The sequence below is a fragment of the Phytoamicus setariae genome (assembly GCF_016722925.1).
Classification (GTDB): Bacteria; Pseudomonadota; Alphaproteobacteria; order Rhizobiales; family Rhizobiaceae; genus Rhizobium_E; species Rhizobium_E setariae.
Genome location: NZ_JAEQNC010000017.1, coordinates 28,580 through 47,186 on the forward strand (window position 1 = coordinate 28,580; position 18,607 = coordinate 47,186).

15 protein-coding genes are annotated in these 18,607 nt (G+C 59.7%); 1 reads left to right on the forward strand and 14 read right to left on the reverse strand.

Going from position 1 to position 18,607, the window contains the following annotated elements:
• Positions 1-30 precede the first annotated feature (30 nt).
• The 4 genes from pncB to JJB09_RS23235 all read right to left on the reverse strand — a co-directional run bounded on the left by pncB (position 31) and on the right by JJB09_RS23235 (position 4,177).
• Complete coding sequence (pncB, locus tag JJB09_RS23220) at positions 31-1,338, reverse strand: nicotinate phosphoribosyltransferase (protein WP_201663478.1); 1,308 nt, start codon at positions 1,336-1,338, stop codon at positions 31-33.
• Positions 1,339-1,359: 21 nt separating this feature from the next.
• Positions 1,360-1,959, reverse strand: a complete 600-nt coding sequence (gene pncA, locus JJB09_RS23225) for a bifunctional nicotinamidase/pyrazinamidase (RefSeq protein ID WP_201663479.1) — start codon at positions 1,957-1,959, stop codon at positions 1,360-1,362.
• 87 nt (positions 1,960-2,046) lie between these two features.
• A complete protein-coding gene (locus JJB09_RS23230) occupies positions 2,047-3,249 on the reverse strand; it encodes an MFS transporter (RefSeq protein ID WP_201663480.1) in 1,203 nt (400 codons plus the stop codon).
• 130 nt (positions 3,250-3,379) lie between these two features.
• On the reverse strand, positions 3,380-4,177 hold the full coding sequence (locus JJB09_RS23235; RefSeq protein WP_201663481.1) for a DeoR/GlpR family DNA-binding transcription regulator: 798 nt from the start codon (positions 4,175-4,177) through the stop codon (positions 3,380-3,382).
• 286 nt (positions 4,178-4,463) lie between these two features.
• On the opposite strand from JJB09_RS23235, the gene JJB09_RS23240 reads away from it, so the two are divergent.
• Entirely contained in the window at positions 4,464-4,748 is a 285-nt protein-coding gene (locus JJB09_RS23240; RefSeq protein WP_201663482.1) for a hypothetical protein, read from the forward strand.
• A gap of 78 nt (positions 4,749-4,826) precedes the next feature.
• Here JJB09_RS23240 and JJB09_RS23245 read toward each other — a convergent pair whose 3' ends face one another.
• From JJB09_RS23245 to JJB09_RS23290, 10 genes are all read right to left on the reverse strand, one after another.
• Positions 4,827-6,485: a putative bifunctional diguanylate cyclase/phosphodiesterase gene (locus JJB09_RS23245; protein ID WP_201663483.1), complete on the reverse strand. Its 1,659-nt coding sequence runs from the start codon at positions 6,483-6,485 to the stop codon at positions 4,827-4,829.
• A gap of 162 nt (positions 6,486-6,647) precedes the next feature.
• Complete coding sequence (gene pyc / locus JJB09_RS23250; protein WP_201663484.1) at positions 6,648-10,106, reverse strand: pyruvate carboxylase; 3,459 nt, start codon at positions 10,104-10,106, stop codon at positions 6,648-6,650.
• A gap of 208 nt (positions 10,107-10,314) precedes the next feature.
• On the reverse strand, positions 10,315-11,040 hold the full coding sequence (locus JJB09_RS23255; protein WP_201663485.1) for a helix-turn-helix transcriptional regulator: 726 nt from the start codon (positions 11,038-11,040) through the stop codon (positions 10,315-10,317).
• 310 nt (positions 11,041-11,350) lie between these two features.
• Positions 11,351-12,235, reverse strand: coding sequence for a formyltetrahydrofolate deformylase (gene purU / locus JJB09_RS23260; RefSeq protein ID WP_201663486.1), 885 nt, complete (start codon positions 12,233-12,235; stop codon positions 11,351-11,353).
• Positions 12,236-12,453: 218 nt separating this feature from the next.
• A complete protein-coding gene (gene glnT, locus JJB09_RS23265; RefSeq protein ID WP_201663487.1) occupies positions 12,454-13,761 on the reverse strand; it encodes a type III glutamate--ammonia ligase in 1,308 nt (435 codons plus the stop codon).
• A 105-nt stretch (positions 13,762-13,866) separates the two neighbouring features.
• Positions 13,867-15,192, reverse strand: a complete 1,326-nt coding sequence (locus JJB09_RS23270) for an FMN-binding glutamate synthase family protein (RefSeq protein WP_201663488.1) — start codon at positions 15,190-15,192, stop codon at positions 13,867-13,869.
• Positions 15,193-15,206: 14 nt separating this feature from the next.
• A complete protein-coding gene (locus tag JJB09_RS23275) occupies positions 15,207-15,890 on the reverse strand; it encodes a GltB/FmdC/FwdC-like GXGXG domain-containing protein (RefSeq protein WP_201663489.1) in 684 nt (227 codons plus the stop codon).
• Positions 15,891-15,923: 33 nt separating this feature from the next.
• Positions 15,924-16,820: a class II glutamine amidotransferase gene (locus JJB09_RS23280; protein ID WP_201663490.1), complete on the reverse strand. Its 897-nt coding sequence runs from the start codon at positions 16,818-16,820 to the stop codon at positions 15,924-15,926.
• Positions 16,821-16,896: 76 nt separating this feature from the next.
• On the reverse strand, positions 16,897-17,586 hold the full coding sequence (locus tag JJB09_RS23285) for a helix-turn-helix domain-containing protein (RefSeq protein ID WP_201663491.1): 690 nt from the start codon (positions 17,584-17,586) through the stop codon (positions 16,897-16,899).
• 67 nt (positions 17,587-17,653) lie between these two features.
• Positions 17,654-18,604, reverse strand: coding sequence for a GlxA family transcriptional regulator (locus JJB09_RS23290; RefSeq protein WP_201663492.1), 951 nt, complete (start codon positions 18,602-18,604; stop codon positions 17,654-17,656).
• Positions 18,605-18,607 lie beyond the last annotated feature (3 nt).

The following is an 18,607-nucleotide window of genomic DNA, read 5'->3' on the forward strand; positions in this document are numbered from 1 at the left end:
GGGCGCCACCCAGATTTGCGCGATTGAAAATCACACCTTCACCAGCAGCTCATGGAAGTCTTCCGTGCCGAAAAAGCGCTTGTAGCGCTCGACCTCGGACGGCTCCCCGGTTGCCTTGCGCGGGTTGTCGGACAGCTTCACGGCAGGCCGCCCATTGGCCTCGGTGACCTTGCAGACCACCGAGATGGCATCGAGCCCGACAAGGTCGTCCGGCGCGCAGTCGTGGAAATCGTTGGTGAGATTGGTGCCCCAGCCGAAGCTCATCCGCACCTTGCCATGAAAGTGCTTGTAGGTCTCGATGATCGTGTCGACATCCAGCCCATCAGAGAAGATCAGCAGCTTCTCCTTCGGGTCTCGACCATGCGCCTTCCACCAGGCAATGATCTTTTCGCCACCTTCGATCGGCGGGGCGCTGTCGGGCCGGAAACCCGTCCAGTCCGCCACCCATTCCGGCGCATTGCGCAGGAAGGCCGCAGTACCGAATGCATCGGGAAGCACGATCAGCAGATTGCCGCCATAGAGCTGCTTCCAGTCCTCCAGCACCGTATAGGGCGCCGCACCGAGTTCGGCGTCGTTGTTTGCCAACGCCGCTTTGACCATCGGTAGCTCATGCGCATTTGTGCCGACTGCTTCGAGGTCAGTGTCCATGGCGAGCAGCACGTTGGACGTGCCGGTAAAGGCCGGGCCGATACCTTCCTTGAGGGCTTCGACGCACCAGCGCTGCCAGAGGAAAGAATGCCGTCGACGCGTGCCGAAATCGGAAATCCTCAGGCCGGGATATTGCCTCAGCCGCTGCACCTTCTCCCACATGCGCGACTTGGCGCGCGCATAGATGACATCCAGCGTGAACTGGCCGAGCCCCTTCATCGCCGCGCGCGAGCGCAACTCGTTGATGATTGCCAGCGCCGGAATCTCCCACATGGTGGTTTCCACCCAGCGCCCTTCGAAGGTGATCTCGTACTGGCCATCGCGACGCGACAGCTCGTAGGGCGGCAGGCGGAAATTGGCGAGCCAGCTGACGAATTCCGGCTCGAAGATCTGCTTGCGGCCATAAAAGCTGTTACCCGCCAGCCAGATCATTTCCTTCTTGGTGAACCGCAGCTCGCGGCAATGGTCGAGCTGGTCGCGCAGTTCCTGTTCGTCGATATCGTCGGCAAGCCTGACGGACTTGGTACGATTGATAACCGAGAACGTGGCGTTGACTTCCGGATGCAGCTTCCAGATCATCTGCAGCATCAACAGCTTGTAGAAATCCGTATCCAGCAGGCTGCGGACAATCGGATCGAGCTTCCATGCGTGATTGTAGACGCGTCTGGCTATATCAGTCTTTGCCGCCATGCGACGTCTCCTTTGAGCCGGCTAGATCAGCTGCACGCCGGCCTGTTTCATCTTGTCGATCATCGTTGCCATCGAGCCGCCGAGATCGATTCCCCGGCAGGCATCCAGCACGACCTGCGCTTCAAACCCGGCCTTGACCGCATCCAGCGCCGAATAGGCAACACAGAAATCGGTCGCCAGCCCGCAAAGCACGATCCTGGCAATCCCCCGTTCCCGGAGATACCCGGCCAGGCCGGTCGGCGTTGCGCGGTCGTTCTCGAAGAATGCCGAATAGGAATCGATTGACGCGCGAAATCCCTTGCGGATGACGATTTCGGCCTTGGTCCAGGCAAGATCCGGGTGAAACTCGGCGCCCGAAGTGCCCTGCACGCAGTGGTCGGGCCAAAGCGTCTGTTCGCCATAGGGCAGCTGGGCCGTCTCGAACGGGTTCTTGCTCAGATGGGTCGATGCAAAGCTCGAATGGCCGGCGGGATGCCAGTCCTGGGTCAGCACCACATGCTCGAAGCGTTCAATCAGGCCATTGACCACGGGCACGATGCGATCACCCTCGGCGACCGCAAGCGCGCCGCCGGGGCAGAAATCGTTCTGGACATCGATGACGACAAGCGCTTCAGCGGTCATGGACCCACCTCAAATTTTTCCAGAGCAAAGGTCAATCACGTTTGCCGCCCGTAGACAAGCCACGAAACGATGAAAAACGCGGCGAAATCAATGCCCTTTGATCCCGTCTGCATGGCGGGCGAGCGATGACAGCGCCAGCACCACAATCAGCAGCATCGGCGTGCCGATGAAGATCGCCGAAAAGCCGGTATGCTCGGCAATGAAGCCGAACAGGGTTGGGGCAAACAAGGATCCGGAGTAACCCATGATCGTTACGACGGAAAGACCCACGCCCTTGGCCATGCCCGGCAGGTTGCCGGCGGCCGAAAACGCGATCGGCACCATGTTGGAAATGCCGACACCCGCCAGTGCAAAACCGCCGATTGCCACATAGGCATTGGGCGCAAAGCCGGCAATGAGCATGCCGACAAACGCGATCACGCCCGAAATACGCATGGTCAGCACAGCACCCAGCCGATCACGTATGCCGTCGCCGGCAAATCGCATGATGGTCATCGCGCCGTGCAGCGCACCTGCGGCAAACGCAGCCTGCGTGAGGCTGGAACTCAGATCATCGCGCAGGTAGAGCGCGCTCCAGTCGATGACGATGCCTTCCTGCACCATGCAGAACAGCGCCATGATGCCGAGCAGCCAAGGCAACGGGCTACGGAACAGGCTCGTTTTCGGTGCGGCCGCAGACTCTTCGGTTTCCACGTGCGGGCCATCATGCATGATCATCGTGAACGCCAGCGTCAGAAGCACCGCGTTGACGATGGTGATGGCAATGGCATGCGGCAACGATCCCAGTTGGTCGATCATGTAGCCGCTGGTGGATGCCCCGATCAGCGCCCCCAGGCTCCAGAATGCGTGACACGAAGACATGATTGCCCGGCGCATCGACTTTTCGACCTCGACAGCATTGGCGTTCATTGCCACGTCAAGCGCTCCGGCAAATCCGCCGAACAGGAATACTGCTGCCGCTGCCGTCCAGATATTCGGCGCCAGCGTGATCAGCAGCATCGTTGGCAGGAAGACCACTGCCGTCGCCTTTGCCACGATACTCGATCCGTATTTGGCGATGCGGCCTCCGCAAAGCGGCATGATCACCACCGACCCAACGCCGAAGAACACGACGATAAGGCTGACATAGAAGGGAGTAAGATTCAGTCGGATCAACAGCTCCGGCACTTTCAACGACCATGCGCCAATGAAGAGGCCATTGGCGAGAAACAGCAACGATACTGCGATGCGCTCCTTGGGAAAGGTGCCGGCGAGGCGCGCGGGGGACGCGACAGCGGATTGTTCGGTCATTTCTTCTCCATTTCAGGCGATTCGCCACACACGAACGCCTTCGGGCTTTCCTGTCGCGACAAGGCGTTCGAAAGCGATTTCAAATATTGGCCGGGCTGCGAACTTGCCGCTTTTGCGCACCAAACCATCGTCATTTCCCGCCAGTCTGGTAGCCGCCGGCACGGATCACGTTTGCTCCCGCCCTCGCGATTGCCTCCGCATAGTGCGGATCTGCATCCTGCTCAATCACGACGTGATCGCATTTTTCCATCGGAATAACAGCGCACGGCGCGGGCACACCGAGCTTGTCGTTGGTGACAGCCGCCATCACCGAACGGCTACGCAACGCAATGAAACGCTTGAACTCCGCCTCTTCCGGAAAAGATGCGGTGACGCCCCTGTCAACCTCAAACCCGCAACTGCCGAGTATACAGAGGTCAGGGTTGAAGTTGGCCGCATCCTGGATCGCTTTTGAGCCAAGCACGGCGCCGGATCCGCGGTCCAGCTGTCCACCGATCACCACCACAGCGATATCGGGTCGGTCCATCAACGCGGCGGCAATGAGCGGTGCATTGGTGATCACGGTGAGCTTCAGGCCGGGAGGAATGGCCTGCGCAATGGCCAGATTGGTTGTCCCTGCGTCTATAAAGAGGGTCATGCCCGCGCTGATACGGTTGACCGCGGCTTTAGCGAGCGCATCCTTGCGTTCGGGCTTGATCGACATTCGACTGAGAATGGAATTGTCATCTGTCGACTGAACTGGCAATGCGCCGCCATAGACCCGTTTCAGCAGACCGGCAGCTGCCATCTCCCTGAGATCACGGCGAATGGTATCTTCGGAGATCGCGAATTGCTGCGCAAGGTCGGCAGCGATGACTCTGCCGTCATCCGCAAGACGCTTGCGGATAAGGCTTTGCCGTTCGTGCAGGAGATACTCGGTGGCCGACATATTTGAATCCGGTGCAATCTGGCTAAAACATGCATAAACGTGCAATGATAGTCAAGAGAGCTGGAGTGTGACTTTGCATGGGCAACGCCGATTGAAGAGTGATCGCGAGGGAATAGACTTCATCTGAGAAGGGCCTCCTGCAACCGCCGGTACGATTTATCGGCCCGATTTCCGGTGCAATGCAGATACCTTGCCTTCACGATTCGAACGCTGCCGCAAGCTCGGCGCAACCTGTGATGACTATCAACTCCCTAGACATCTAGTGATTCGACATTGAGATATTGCGATGCAAGTTTCGTCAGGGAACAATTTTCACTACCGGTTTGGCGGGTTTGACGACAGGCGGCAACAGTCGGATTCCGGCAGCGACAACCCGGCAATGCCGCAAGTCGCGCACAACACCGGAAGCGATGAGTATTTCGGCGACGATTTCCTGAGCTCCCTGGAGCCGACCCCTACATCGCAGGAAAACATCCTGCTCGAAGAGGATGGAGCCTACCAGATCCGCCCCTCCTCAGCTCATAGCGCATTTGGCGCGGCCGTCGCCAAGGTGATCGTCGCCCGTTGGTGACTGTGATTTCAGACCATGCGGTCACGATCGCTAGAACAGGCGACCGTTGTTCGCCTGCCCAAAGGTGGGACAGCTCTTTCAGGCACGGAGTCTCAAAGGTGCGGCGACCACATCGGAAAAGTCGAAGCTCGTCTTCTCCTCCGGGCGGCCGAGCAGATAACCCTGCCCCTCCTGGCATCCCCAACCTGCGAGCATCGCAAGTTCACCCGGCTGCTCTATGCCCTCGGCGGTGCACCTGACGCCAAAACTGCGCGACAGGTTGATTATCGCATCGACGATTCTTCGGCTATCCTGATTGTCGGATAGAGAACTGACGAAACTGCGATCGATCTTGAGCTTGTCGAAACGGCAGGCGCGCAGATGATTGAGGCTGGAATGACCCGTGCCGAAATCGTCGAGTGCAACTGAAACACCCGCCGCCCGCAATTCTCGGATCGTATCGCTGGCGGTCTCTAGATCAGCTATCAGCGCGTTCTCGGTAATCTCCACCTCCAAACGACGCGGCGGAAAACCGGTGGCGGCCAAAAGATCGAGCAGCTTGCGACCAAGACCCTTGTCGCGCAATTGCACCGGCGACACGTTGACCGAGAGCGATATGTGCTGCGGCCAATGACGGGCGACGTCCGTCGCCTTGACGAGCATCTGCTCGCTGAGTTGCATGATCAAACCGCATTCCTCAGCGACCGGGATGAACTCGGCCGGGCTGATCGAGCCCCTTTCCCGATGGTTCCACCGAGCAAGCGCCTCATAGCCCAGCACTTTGCGGGTCGACAGATCGACGACCGGCTGGAAATGCGGAACAATGTCGCCGTTTCTGATGGCTTCGCGCAACTCGTTCTCGATCCAGTTCCGCTCCTTGACCACACGTTCGAGCGCGTCTTCGAAGAAAGCCACCTGCATCCGGCCACCGCGCTTGGCCTTGTAGAGCGCGATGTCGGCATGGCGCAGCGCCTCGGCGATCGAGTCGCTGATCATCGCGACCCCGACCGACGAACCCAGATGGAGGGCGGTGCCGTTGTAGTCGAAAGCGTCGCTGACGCCGGCGATGCAGAAGCGTGCATAGCGCAGCGCCTCGCCATCCTCTCTGAGAGGCGGCGTGATCACCGCAAACTCGTCACCGCCAAATCGAGCGACGATCCCGCCCGGAAAATGACCCTGGATCCGTTCGGCATAGTCCACCAGAACCTTGTCGCCGGCGGCGTGGCCATAGATGTCATTGACTGACTTGAAATGGTCGAGATCGATAAGGAACACGGCGCGACGCTCTGAAAGCGGCCGTTCGAAAATAACGCGCTGGCCGAACTCCTCGAAATTCCGGCGATTGGCCAGGCCGGTCAGTTGGTCGTGCAACGCCAGTTTTCGGGACTGTCTTTCGGCCTCGCGTTGCTTGTCGAGCGCATGCCTCAGGCGGCGGTTCTGAACGAAGGCAAAAGCCGAAAGCCCAAGACTGGCCACCAATCCGAACAACAGAAGCGTGCCCAACTCTGCTTTCCCAGGCACTTCGGCCTGCGGCTCCGTGCCCGGAAAGATCAGGAGGCGATGGTCCCCTAGTGATCGCATTTTCATCTGGCTCGACGGCTGACTGCTCTCACTCAGATAGCTGTAGATCGTTTCATGCAGGTCGCTGATCAGCGCCATGAAAAACACACCGGCGCAAACCGCCAGGATGGCCAGGTTCTCGACCAGATGCTGCCGCATCACTCTGCCCGACGCTTGCATGCCATCATCGCTGCTCATGGATGCCCCCGAAATCGTTTGTGCCGGGAGCACCCCTATCAAAAGCCCCTTGCCGCAATTGTTAAAATTGGAGGCAATTGCATCGCAGCGGCACACATTCCCGCCGCCATGCTTAACCGATGCTGAAATGGCCGGGCAAGAGCGCCCGGCCGTTCAGTTGCTTCAGCCGAAGACGACCAGCAGGTCCTTGGCGTCGATCTGGTCGCCGGCGCGCACCAGGACCTCGGCGACAACGCCGTCCTTTTCGGCATGCAGCGCGGTTTCCATCTTCATCGCCTCGATGGAGAGCAGCACATCGCCCGCCTTGACCTGCTGGCCCGCGGCAATCGCAACCGTCGAGATCACACCCGGCATCGGCGCGCCGACATGCGCGGCATTGCCAGCCTCGGCCTTGCGGCGCACGGCGCCACCCGAGGCACCATGTGCCCGATCCGGGACCTTGATACGGCGCGGCTGGCCGTTCAGTTCGAAGAACACCGTCACCATGCCCTTCTGGTCGGTTTCGCCGTGTGCCTGGTTGAGGATGACGAGCGTCTTGCCGCGCTCGATGTCGACGAACAACTCGCCTTCCTGCTCCAACCCATAGAAATAGGCCGGCGTCGGCAGGGTCGAGACAGGTCCGTAGGTATCGGCGGCGATGGCGAAGTCGGTGAAGACCTTCGGGTACATCAGGTAGGATGCGAACTCATTGTCGGAGACCTTGCGTTCAAGCTTGGTCTCGATGTCGCTGCGCTCCTTGGCGAGGTCGGCGTCTGCCAGCAGCGACCCCGGACGGACGGTATAGGCTTTTTCGCCCTTGAGCACTTTCTTCTGCAGCGCCTCGGGCCAGCCCGACGGCGGCTGACCGAGGTCGCCCCGCAGCATCGACACCACTGATTCCGGGAAAGAGATTTCCTTGGCCGGATTGACCACATCCTCGACGGTGAGATCCTGGCTGACCATCATCAGCGCCATGTCGCCCACCACCTTGGAGGACGGCGTGACCTTGACGATGTCGCCGAACATCTGGTTGGCATCGGCATAGGCCTGCGCGACCTTGTGCCAGCGGGTTTCCAGCCCCAGCGAGCGTGCCTGTTCCTTGAGGTTGGTGAACTGGCCGCCCGGCATTTCGTGCAGGTAGACTTCCGACGCCGGACCCTTGAGATCACTCTCGAAGGCGGCATACTGCGTGCGCACCGCTTCCCAGTAGAAGGAAATGCGGCGGATCCACTCGGGATCCAGGCCGGGGTCGCGCTCGGTGCCCGAAAGCGCCTCGACGATCGAGCCCAGGCATGGCTGCGAAGTGTTGCCGGACAATGCGTCCATGGCCGCATCGATCGCATCCACGCCCGCTTCCACGGCGGCAAGCACGGTGGCCGCAGCGATTCCCGAGGTGTCATGCGTGTGGAAATGGATCGGCAAGCCAACGGCCTGCTTGAGTTCGCGGAACAGGATCCGTGCAGCTGCCGGCTTCAGCAGGCCGGCCATGTCCTTGACGGCGATGATGTGGGCGCCCGCCCGTTCCAGGTCCTTCGCCAGATTGACGTAGTATTTCAGATCGTATTTCGGCCGGGCCGAATTGAGGATGTCGCCGGTGTAGCAGATCGCCGCTTCGCAGAGCTTGTTTTCCTCGGCCACCGCGTCCATCGACACGCGCATGTTCTCGACCCAGTTCAGGCAGTCGAACACGCGGAAGAGATCAACCCCGCCGCGCGCCGCCTGGCGGACGAAGTACTTCACCACATTGTCGGGATAGTTCTTGTAGCCGACGCCGTTGGCGCCGCGCAGCAGCATCTGCAGCAGGAAGTTCGGTGCATTCTCGCGGATATGCGACAGCCGCTCCCAGGGATCCTCAGTCAGGAAGCGCATCGACACGTCGAAGGTCGCTCCGCCCCAGCATTCCAGCGACAGCAGGTTCGGAAGCGCCTTCGAATATGTGCCGGCGATATTGGCGATATCGAAGGTGCGCATACGGGTGGCCAGCAACGACTGGTGGCCGTCGCGCATCGTGGTGTCAGTCACCAGCACCCGCTTCTGATCGACCATCCATTCGGCGAACTTCTTCGGGCCGAGATCATCAAGCAACTGCTTGGTGCCCGGATGCTGCGGCAGATCGCAGAACGGGACGACCGGCAAGGCCGCATCCTTCGGCGGACGCGCCCTACCCTTGGCCTCGGGGTGACCGTTGATCGTCACGTCGGCAAGGTACGTCAGCAGTTTCGTCGCGCGGTCCTGGCGCTTGACCTGCTGGAAGAGTTCCGGCGTCGTGTCGATGAAACGCGTGGTGTAGGAATTGTTCTGGAAGGCGGGATGCGTGATGATCGCCTCAAGGAAGGTGAGGTTGGTCGCCACGCCACGGATGCGGAATTCGCGCAGCGCGCGATGCATGCGGTGGATCGCCTCGATAGGCGTCGGCGCCCAAGCGGTAACCTTTTCGAGCAACGGATCGTAGAAGCGGGTGATGACCGCGCCGGAATAGGCGGTGCCGCCGTCGAGACGGATGCCGAAACCGGTCGCACCGCGATAGGCGGTGATGCGGCCGTAATCCGGAATGAAGTTCTGCTCCGGATCCTCGGTGGTGATGCGGCACTGCAATGCGTGGCCGTTGAGCTTGATGTCTTCCTGTCGGGGAACACCCGACTCCGCAGTGCCGATGGCAAAACCATCGAGAATGTGGATCTGCGCCTTGACGATATCGATGCCGGTCACCTGTTCGGTGACGGTATGCTCGACCTGGATGCGCGGATTGACTTCGATGAAATAGAATTTGCCGCTGTCGATATCCATCAGATATTCGACCGTGCCGGCACCGACATAGTTCGTCGCCCGGGCGATCTTCAACGAATAATCAGCAAGCTCCTGGCGCTGCGTTTGGGTGAGGTAAGGAGCCGGCGCACGCTCGACCACTTTCTGGTTTCGGCGCTGGACCGAGCAATCGCGCTCGAACAGATGCACGACATTGCCGTGCGTGTCGCCGAGCACCTGGGATTCGACGTGACGGGCACGCTCGACCAGCTTTTCCAGATAGACTTCGTCCTTGCCGAAGGCGGCTTTCGCCTCGCGCTTGGCTTCCATGACTTCGCGGGCGAGATCCTTGGGATCGCGAATCGCCCGCATGCCGCGGCCGCCACCGCCCCACGAGGCCTTGAGCATAATGGGATAGCCGATTTCCTCAGCCATTTTGGCGACTGCCCCCATATCGTCGGGCAGCGGATCGGTCGCGGGAACGACGGGCACGCCGATCGAGATCGCCAGATTGCGCGCCGCCACCTTGTTGCCGAGCTGAACCATCGTTTCCGGCCGCGGGCCGATGAAGGTAATGCCGTTGTCGGCGCAGGCCTGGGCAAATTCCGGGCTTTCCGACAGCAGGCCGTAGCCGGGATGAATGGCATCCGCGCCCGAGAGCTTGGCGACGCGGATCACTTCCTCGATGGAAAGATAGCTTTCAATCGGACCAAGATCGCGCTCGAGATGCGGGCCACGCCCCACCTGATAGGATTCGTCTGCCTTGAAACGATGCAATGCCAGTTTGTCTTCTTCCGCCCATATGGCGACCGTTTCGAGCCCCAGTTCGTTGGCGGCGCGAAAGATGCGGATGGCTATTTCTGAACGGTTGGCTACCAGTATTTTCTTGATCGGCAAGGCCGGGCTCCCAAGGCTAGAGGCAGGGTCGAATGCGCTACATCTGATCCCACGGGAAGCATCAATTCAGGTCAAAACCCGACAACCGGAGCGGAGAATCCGGCAAAAAATTGTGCAGAACAGCAGGGCTTATTGCAAGCGCGAAGAAATCCTAGCGCGTTGCAATGAGAAGTGCAATTTCGAAAATTGTTGTGGCGGCAGGGATGTTTTACGTTATCAGGCCCTGGCGGAAAGCAAGCGCCACCGCATGGTTGCGGTTGCGAGCCTGCAGTTTTGCCTGCAGGCTGTTGACGTACCAGTCGACCGTGTTCGATGACACGTCCAGGATCTGCGCGATCTCCGGCGATGTTCTGCCTTCCGCGAGATTGTTGAGCGCCTGGATTTCTCGGTGCGTCATGGTGATCTCGGTGCCTGGGGCCACGCTGTCGGCATGCTTTTCACCCATGAACTCGAGATATTTGAGATAGGCATTGCGGAAGGCCGTTTCCAAGAGTGCAACTTCCGCCTGGGTCAACTCGATTTCCTTCGGGCCGCCGATGGTAGTGGCGCCGATCAACCCATTGCGGGTGAAAACCGGAAATATATAGCCCGAAGCCAGACCATGCCCTTTGCCATCGGCCATCATCGACTTCATCCGCCGATAATGCGGCGTGTCCTTGTAAGCCTCCACGGCCTGCGCCCATGAGAAGCTTCTATTGGCGCGCAGCAGAAACCGGATCGTCGGATCGGTAACGATATACTTCTTCTCGACGTAACGGGCGACCCATTCCGGCGGCCAATTGGCAGCGACGATCAGTTCGGCAGCGTTCTCGATCGGCTTGGGCTGGTGAAAGACGCAATAATATTTGAAACCGAAGAAATCCAGCAGGCGCTCGAGTTCGCGGGTCAAGATCTGTGGAGTCGGCACCTCGCCAATCGCCACAAGAAAATGCATAATTGTTCTGAAGCGCAACTTCGTTCCCCACCCTGGTCTGTTGCTGTTCAACGGCGACAGAACACGGCATGAAAGCCCATGAAATGTCGAAAAAGTCATTCCGTGCTGAAATCTAACGGCATTTATAGGCCTAAACCGCGCAAAATTGCGAGTATTTAACCGAAACTATCCGTCTTTTTCTTCAAAACAAGCAAATGGGTGACACTTCGGATTATTGCGGCGCCAAAAGCAATGGGCCCGCAAGGGGCCCATTGTCTCCTGGTTATAGATGCGACATGAATCAACCAGTCGATGCGCCTGCGTGCACGGATCAGCCCATCCGCTCCGATGCATAGGAGCCAGGGCTGGCCGGGAAGACGACCGTCTTGTTGCCGTTCATGAACACACGATTGTGGATGTGGGCATGGATGGCCCGCGCCAGAACCTGGCTTTCCACATCGCGGCCGATGGAAACGTAGTCCGCAGCGCTTTGGGCATGCGTGATGCGCGCAACGTCCTGCTCGATGATCGGACCTTCATCGAGATCCTCTGTAACGTAATGGGCCGTCGCACCGATCAGCTTGACCCCGCGTTCATAGGCCTGCTTGTAGGGATTGGCGCCCTTGAAGGACGGCAGGAACGAGTGATGGATATTGATGATACGTCCCGACATCTTCTTGCAAACTGCATCGGACAGAACCTGCATGTAGCGCGCAAGCACAATGAGTTCCGCACCTGAATTGGTCACAACATCCATCAGGCGCGCTTCGGCTTCGGGCTTGTTGGCCTTGGTGACATTGATGTGATGGAACGGAATATCGTGGTTGACCACCACCTTCTGGTAATCGAAGTGGTTGGAAACGACGCCGACGATATCGATCGGCAGCGCGCCAATCTTCCAGCGATAAAGCAGATCGTTGAGGCAGTGGCCAAACCGCGAGACCATCAGCAATACCTTTATGCGGTGGTCGCTGTCGTGAAACTCGCATGTCATGCCGAACTTCTGCTTCACCGGCCCGAAGCCGCTGGTGATCTCTTCGATCGTCGCGCCTTCCTGGCTGGTGAACGTCACCCGCATGAAAAACAGGCCGGTTTCCAGGTCATCAAACTGCGAGGAATCGATGATGTAGCAACCCTTGTCGGCCAGGAAGCCGGAGATTGCGGCAACGATACCGCGCGTGGAGGTGCAGGTAACGGTGAGAACGTAGCTCGTCATAGGGCGCCTTTCAGGTGCGTATCTCAGGTCGACAGATTGCGGAGGCGGGCTCGCGTCCCGCCTTTATCCCCTCCCGGCATATGGTGACAAGGGGAGAATCCTCACCAGTTCTCCCCACAAGCGGGGCCGGTGTCTCGCCGTTGTCGCCGGCCACCCGCACCATACCGCTTTTCCAATGTCGCAATTTCCTGTTTGCGACAGACCTTGGGATTCGCCCGTCAAATATCGAGCGTGTTGGCCTTCTCCCAATCGGTGAAATGCGAGCAGAACGCGTTCCACTCCTGATGCTTCAACTTGAGGAAGGCGGAGGAGAACTCGGTGCCCATCAGACGCTTGAGTTCGCTGTCTTCATCGTAGAAGCGCAGTGCATCGAGCAGGTTGAGCGGCAGCTTGGCGCCACCGTTGAACTTGTGGCCATCCTTGTACATGTCGATGTCGGAATGCGGGCCGGGATCGGCCTTGGACTGAACGCCACTCATGCCGGCGGCAATGATGATCGCCTGCAGGAGATAAGGGTTGACCGCCCCGTCAGGCAGCCTGAGTTCGAAACGGCCGGGACCTGGCACGCGCACCATGTGCGTGCGGTTGTTGCCTGTCCAGGTGACCGTGTTCGGCGCCCAGGTGGCTCCCGAGATCGTCCGCGGCGCATTGATGCGCTTGTAGGAATTGACCGTCGGATTGGTGACGGCCGCCAGCGCCGAAGCATGCTTCATGATGCCGCCGAGGAAGGTGCGGCCCTGTGCGGACAGGCCGAAGGGCATTGCCTTGTCGGCAAACGCATTCTTCTTGCCTTCCATGTCCCAGACCGAGATATGGGCATGGCAGCCATTGCCGGTCTTGCCCTGGAAGGGCTTCGGCATGAAGGTGGCGCGCAGGCCGTGCTTTTCGGCCACCGACCTGACCATGAACTTGAAAAACGAATGCTTGTCGGCAGTCGCCAGCGCATCGTCATATTCCCAGTTCATCTCGAACTGACCGTTCGCATCCTCGTGGTCGTTCTGGTAGGGGTTCCAGCCGAGCTCAAGCATGTAGTCGCAAATTTCGGCAATCACGTCGTAGCGGCGCAGCAGCGCCTGCTGGTCGTAGCATGGCTTTTCGGCCGTATCGGCGGCATCGGAAATCTCCGAGCCATCCGGCGTGGTCAGGAAGAATTCCGGCTCGACCCCGGTCTTGACGCGCAGGCCTTCCTGCGCCGCCTCACCGATCAGCCTCTTCAGCGTCACACGCGGCGATTGGTCGACCGGCTTGCCTTCCATCATGCAGTCGGCAGCGACCCATGCTGCATCCTTCTTCCAGGGAAGCTGGATGACGGAAGACGGATCGGGCTTTGCGAAAAGGTCTGGATGTGCGGGAGTGAGGTCAAGCCATGTGGCAAAGCCGGCAAAGCCCGCGCCTTCTTCCTGCATGCCCCGGATGGCAGCGGTCGGGACCAGCTTGGCGCGCTGTGCACCGAACAGATCGGTGTAGCTGATCATGAAGTATTTGACGCCGCGTTCCTTCGCCCACGCCTCGAGATCGATAGTCATTCGCACGTTCCCCTGTATTTTATTAGACGCACTAAAAACTCTGATTCCTAAAAAGCTCACCCCGGCCATGGTTGAACCGGGGTGAAAGTCGTATCCTCAGTCTGGTCAGAACCCCTTTCCAGGAATCCAGCTCGTTCCTGCGAGCGGCACCTGCGCCATGGCCGATGCCTCGATCGTCAGCGCGACGAGATCCTCCGGCTCGAGATTGTGAAGATGGTTCTTGCCGCAAGCGCGCGCGATCGTTTGCGCTTCGAGCGTCATGACCTTGAGGTAGTTGGCCAGGCGGCGGCCCGCCGCCACCGGATCGACGCGCTTCATCAGCTCAGGATCCTGGGTGGTGATACCAGCCGGATCCTTGCCTTCGTGCCAGTCGTCATAGGCGCCGGCCGTCGAGCCGAGCTTCTGGTATTCCTCCTCCCACTTCGGATCGTTGTCACCGATGGCAACAAGAGCCGCCGTACCAATCGCCACGGCGTCAGCACCCAGTGCCAGAGCCTTTGCAACATCGGCACCGGAGCGGATGCCGCCCGAGACGATCAACTGCACCTTGCGGTGCATGCCGAGATCCTGAAGCGCCTGTACGGCGGGGCGGATGCAGGCAAGGATTGGCATGCCGACATTCTCGATGAACACGTCCTGGGTCGCGGCCGTGCCACCCTGCATGCCATCGAGCACGACAACGTCGGCACCAGCCTTCACAGCAAGCGCAGTGTCGTAATAGGGACGTGCACCACCGACCTTCACATAGATCGGCTTTTCCCAATCGGTGATTTCACGCAGTTCGAGGATCTTGATCTCGAGATCGTCAGGGCCGGTCCAGTCGGGATGACGGCAGGCCGAACGCTGGTCGATGCCCTTTGGCAGGTTGCGCATGTTGGCGACGCGGTCCGAGATCTTCTGGCCAAGCAGCATGCCGCCGCCGCCGGGCTTGGCACCCTGGCCGACCACTACTTCGATGGCGTCGGCGCGACGAAGATCCTTCGGATTCATGCCGTAGCGCGATGGCAGGTACTGATAGACCAGCGTCTGCGAATGGCCGCGCTCTTCATCGGTCATGCCGCCGTCGCCGGTGGTCGTCGAGGTACCGGCGATCGTGGCACCACGGCCCAGCGCTTCCTTGGCGGGACCCGAAAGCGCGCCGAAGCTCATGCCGGCAATAGTGATCGGCGTCTTCAATATGATCGGCTTCTTGGCGAAACGCGAGCCGAGCACCACGGACGTGTCACATTTTTCGCGATAGCCTTCGAGCGGATAACGCGAGATCGACGCGCCAAGAAACAGCAGGTCGTCGAAATGCGGCACCTTGCGCTTGGTGCCGGCACCACGGATGTCATAGATGCCGGTGGCCGCCGCCCGCCGAATTTCGGCAAGCGTATAGTCGTCGAATGTCGCCGACTTGCGGGGCGGGGTATAGGGGTTGTGATAGCTCATAGTCTCTCCCAGCCTCAGTATGCGTCGGCGTTGTCGATGTTGAAATTATAAAGTTTGCGGGCAGAGCCATAGCGCTTGAATTCTTTAGGGCTGGCGTCCATGCCGGTCTTTGCGAGAATGTCGGCGAGAAACTCGATATGTTCGGGCCGCATTTCCTTCTCGATGCAGTCGGCACCGAGACTCTTGACGCTGCCGCGCACGAACAGCCGCGCTTCATAGAGCGAATCGCCCAGCGCCTCGCCGGCGTCACCCAGCACGACGAGATTGCCGGACTGGCCCATGAATGCCGACATGTGGCCGATATTGCCGCCGACGACGATGTTGATGCCTTTCATCGAGATACCGCAACGGGAAGCCGCATTGCCACGGATGACAAGCAGACCGCCACGACCGGTCGCGCCAGCATACTGGCTGGCATCACCTTCGATGACGACGGCGCCGGACATCATGTTCTCGGCAACGCCAGGGCCGGCGGAACCGTGAACCGTAATCGTGCCGCCGTCGTTCATGCCGGCGCAATAGTAACCGACACTGCCGCGCACATCGACGGTGACCGGTGTATCAACGCCGACCGCGACGGCATGGCTGCCGCGCGGATTGACGACTTCGAATGCGGTTTCGTTGGAGCCTTGGGGGATGTTGTGAAGCTTGGAATTCAATTCGCGAAGCGGGGTCTCAAGTAGATCGATGACCGGCATGTTCAAACCTTGATTTGGTGGCCCTAAAAGTGATCAGTGTTCCCAGAAGTAAACCGTCGATGGCTCCGGCTCCCAGACCCGCGCCTGGGCGATGCCCGGCAGGTTGACGAGCGCGCGGTATTCGGAACCGAAAGCAACGTAGCGGTCGGTTTCGGCCATGACAGCCGGCTTGCAGGCGATCGGATCGCGCAGGACGCCAAAGCCGTTGTGGGTGCCGACTACGAAGGTGAAGAAACCGTCGAGATCGTCGAGCGCCGATGTCAGCGCCTGCCCGAGATCCTTGCCCTTGGCCATTTCGGCCGAGAGATAGGCAGCTGCGACCTCAGTGTCGTTTTCCGTCTCGAAAGTCATGCCGAGCCGCTTGAGTTCGCGGCGGATATTGTTGTGGTTGGACAGCGAGCCGTTGTGCACCAGGCACTGATCCGGGCCCGTCGAAAACGGATGCGCGCCCAGCGTCGTCACAGCCGATTCGGTTGCCATGCGGGTGTGGCCGATGCCGTGAGTGCCGGACATCTTGCGAATGTCGAAACGCGAAACCACGTCCTTCGGCAGGCCGGTTTCCTTGTAGATCTCGATCGTCTCGCCGGCGCCCATCACCCGAATGCCGGGGACCGCAGCACGCAGGGCCGCACGGGCGGCATCAAGCTTGGATCGCTCGACCGCCACGACAGCATGCGTGTCCTTGGCATGCAGCGACACGACCTCGATGCCGGCATCGCTCAGCGCCCGCTTGACGAGCGGGAAATCGCGCGCCGGTTCTGGCGACTGCACCGTCAATTTGACGAGGCCATTGGAGCCGCCGCCGTAGATGGCAATCCCTGCACTATCCGGCCCGCGGTCGGTCAATGTGACCAGCATATCCGAGAGCAGCGCACCCAGTTCGCCTTCCAGCGATTTGTCCTTGAGAAAAAGCCCAGCAATTCCGCACATGGTTTAATTTACTCCAGTTCAGTTGAGCGAGAAATATCACTCACATGAAATTAAATCAACCGTGATGAAAATAGATTCATCGCTTTCCGCGCGATTTTTCTGGGTAGGAGATGATCGAGAGATAGCGCGCGGGGAGCTTGACGAGCACCTCCGGACCGTGCGGCGCATCGGCATCGAAAAACAGGCTGTCACCCGGCGTCATGGGGTAAAGCTTGTCGCCATGTCGGTAGTGTACTTCGCCTTCCAGCATATAGAGGAACTCGATCCCCTCGTGCTGAAAGGTCGGAAACACGTCGGAATCGGTGGTCAGCGTGATGAGGTAGGGCTCCACCAGCACGCCGGCGGAATTATTGCCAATATGGCCGAGAAGATTGTATTGGTGGCCGGCGCGCGTGCCACGCCGCTCCAGTTCCACTCCTTCGCCGGCCCTGACGAAGACTGCGTTTCGCTGCTCTTCGAAGCGATTGAAGAAAGACGTCAGCGGAACACCCAGCGCCTTGGCTAGCGACTGCAGGGTGGTCAGCGATGGCGAGGTGTTGCCATTCTCGATCTTCGACAGCATGCCGAGGGAAATGCCGGTCGCGGACGCCAGATCGGCACCTGTGATACCCAGCTTCTTGCGAAGCGTGCGAACCTCATGCCCGATCGCCATTTCCAGATTGTTTTCCTTCGCCTCACGCAATGCATGCGGGTCTTGGAACGGCAGGCTGGATTCGTCTTCTTCGATGGGATCTGCATCGAAAATCGAGGTCGTGTTTTTGGCCATGAGCACTCCTTCACTTTCCTCACGGGAAAGAAACTATCAAACTGCGAAAAATTTGGAACTGGTTATTTCACGATTTCCGAACTGATCCAGGGCTTTCGCCATACATCGCCCGCCAGGCGCGGGCAAATTGCGACGACCCGGAAAATCCGCAGGCCAACGCGATTTCGGAAATCTTCATCGGGCTTTGCCGAAGCAACGTACGGGCGCGCTCCAGCCGCATCTTGAGATACTCTTTCTGGAACCCCGATTGCATGACCGTCGCAAAAAGCCGGTCGAGATGGCGTTCGGAAATCCCGGCGAACTCTGCCATATCAGCGCGGCTCAGCGGCTTTTCGATCGCATGTTCCATCTTTTCAAGAACCGCGGCCAGAACCTTGTGATGAACCCTGTAGCGCTCGACGATCGACGATCGCTGCGGGCTGGCCGGCGCATCGACATGCGTGTGCAGATACCAGTCGCTGACGCTGCGGGCAAACTCGCTGCCTTGTCGGGACTCGATGATCGCATGCATGAGGTCGAGCGGCGCCACCCCGCCGCCGCAGGTGATACGGTCGCGATCGATGACGAAGCGAACCCGTTCCGGATGCAGGTCCGGCCAGCGCTCCATCAGGGCGGAGGCATGCTCCCAGTGGACAGTAAAACGCCGGTCGGCGAGCAGGCCGGCCGCCGCCAGGAGGAACGGTCCGCCCGAAATGCCGCCGATCGTCACCCCCCAGCGAGCCATGCGCCTGAGGCAGGAAAACAGTGCCGGATCCGGATTTTCCGCCGCAGGGTCACCACCGGCCACGACAAACAGGGCATCGAGACCATCGGGTTTGCGGGGCAACGGCTCCGCATCGACATGCGCGCCCGTCGATGCGGAGACCCGCCCGGAGTGACTTGAAAAGAAACGGACGTCATACAGCGATCGCCCCGCCAGCAGGTTGGCGGCCCGAAGCGGTTCGACGGCCGAGGCAAACGACATCAGCGCAAACCCCGGCACCAGGATGAAGCCGATGCGATAAGGCTCCGACCCCATTGG

Coding starts and splice junctions, on each gene's coding strand:
- glnT (WP_201663487.1), bottom strand. CDS start 13,761: ATGACTATCGATCTCGAGGCGTGGGCGAAGGAACGCGGCGTCAAATAC.
- JJB09_RS23270 (WP_201663488.1), bottom strand. CDS start 15,192: ATGAGCTATCACAACCCCTATACCCCGCCCCGCAAGTCGGCGACATTC.
- JJB09_RS23290 (WP_201663492.1), bottom strand. CDS start 18,604: ATGGGGTCGGAGCCTTATCGCATCGGCTTCATCCTGGTGCCGGGGTTT.
- JJB09_RS23255 (WP_201663485.1), bottom strand. CDS start 11,040: ATGCATTTTCTTGTGGCGATTGGCGAGGTGCCGACTCCACAGATCTTG.
- JJB09_RS23245 (WP_201663483.1), bottom strand. CDS start 6,485: ATGAGCAGCGATGATGGCATGCAAGCGTCGGGCAGAGTGATGCGGCAG.
- purU (WP_201663486.1), bottom strand. CDS start 12,235: ATGACGAGCTACGTTCTCACCGTTACCTGCACCTCCACGCGCGGTATC.
- JJB09_RS23275 (WP_201663489.1), bottom strand. CDS start 15,890: ATGCCGGTCATCGATCTACTTGAGACCCCGCTTCGCGAATTGAATTCC.
- pncA (WP_201663479.1), bottom strand. CDS start 1,959: ATGACCGCTGAAGCGCTTGTCGTCATCGATGTCCAGAACGATTTCTGC.
- pncB (WP_201663478.1), bottom strand. CDS start 1,338: ATGGCGGCAAAGACTGATATAGCCAGACGCGTCTACAATCACGCATGG.
- JJB09_RS23230 (WP_201663480.1), bottom strand. CDS start 3,249: ATGACCGAACAATCCGCTGTCGCGTCCCCCGCGCGCCTCGCCGGCACC.
- JJB09_RS23280 (WP_201663490.1), bottom strand. CDS start 16,820: ATGTGCGGAATTGCTGGGCTTTTTCTCAAGGACAAATCGCTGGAAGGC.
- JJB09_RS23235 (WP_201663481.1), bottom strand. CDS start 4,177: ATGTCGGCCACCGAGTATCTCCTGCACGAACGGCAAAGCCTTATCCGC.
- JJB09_RS23240 (WP_201663482.1), top strand. CDS start 4,464: ATGCAAGTTTCGTCAGGGAACAATTTTCACTACCGGTTTGGCGGGTTT.
- JJB09_RS23285 (WP_201663491.1), bottom strand. CDS start 17,586: ATGGCCAAAAACACGACCTCGATTTTCGATGCAGATCCCATCGAAGAA.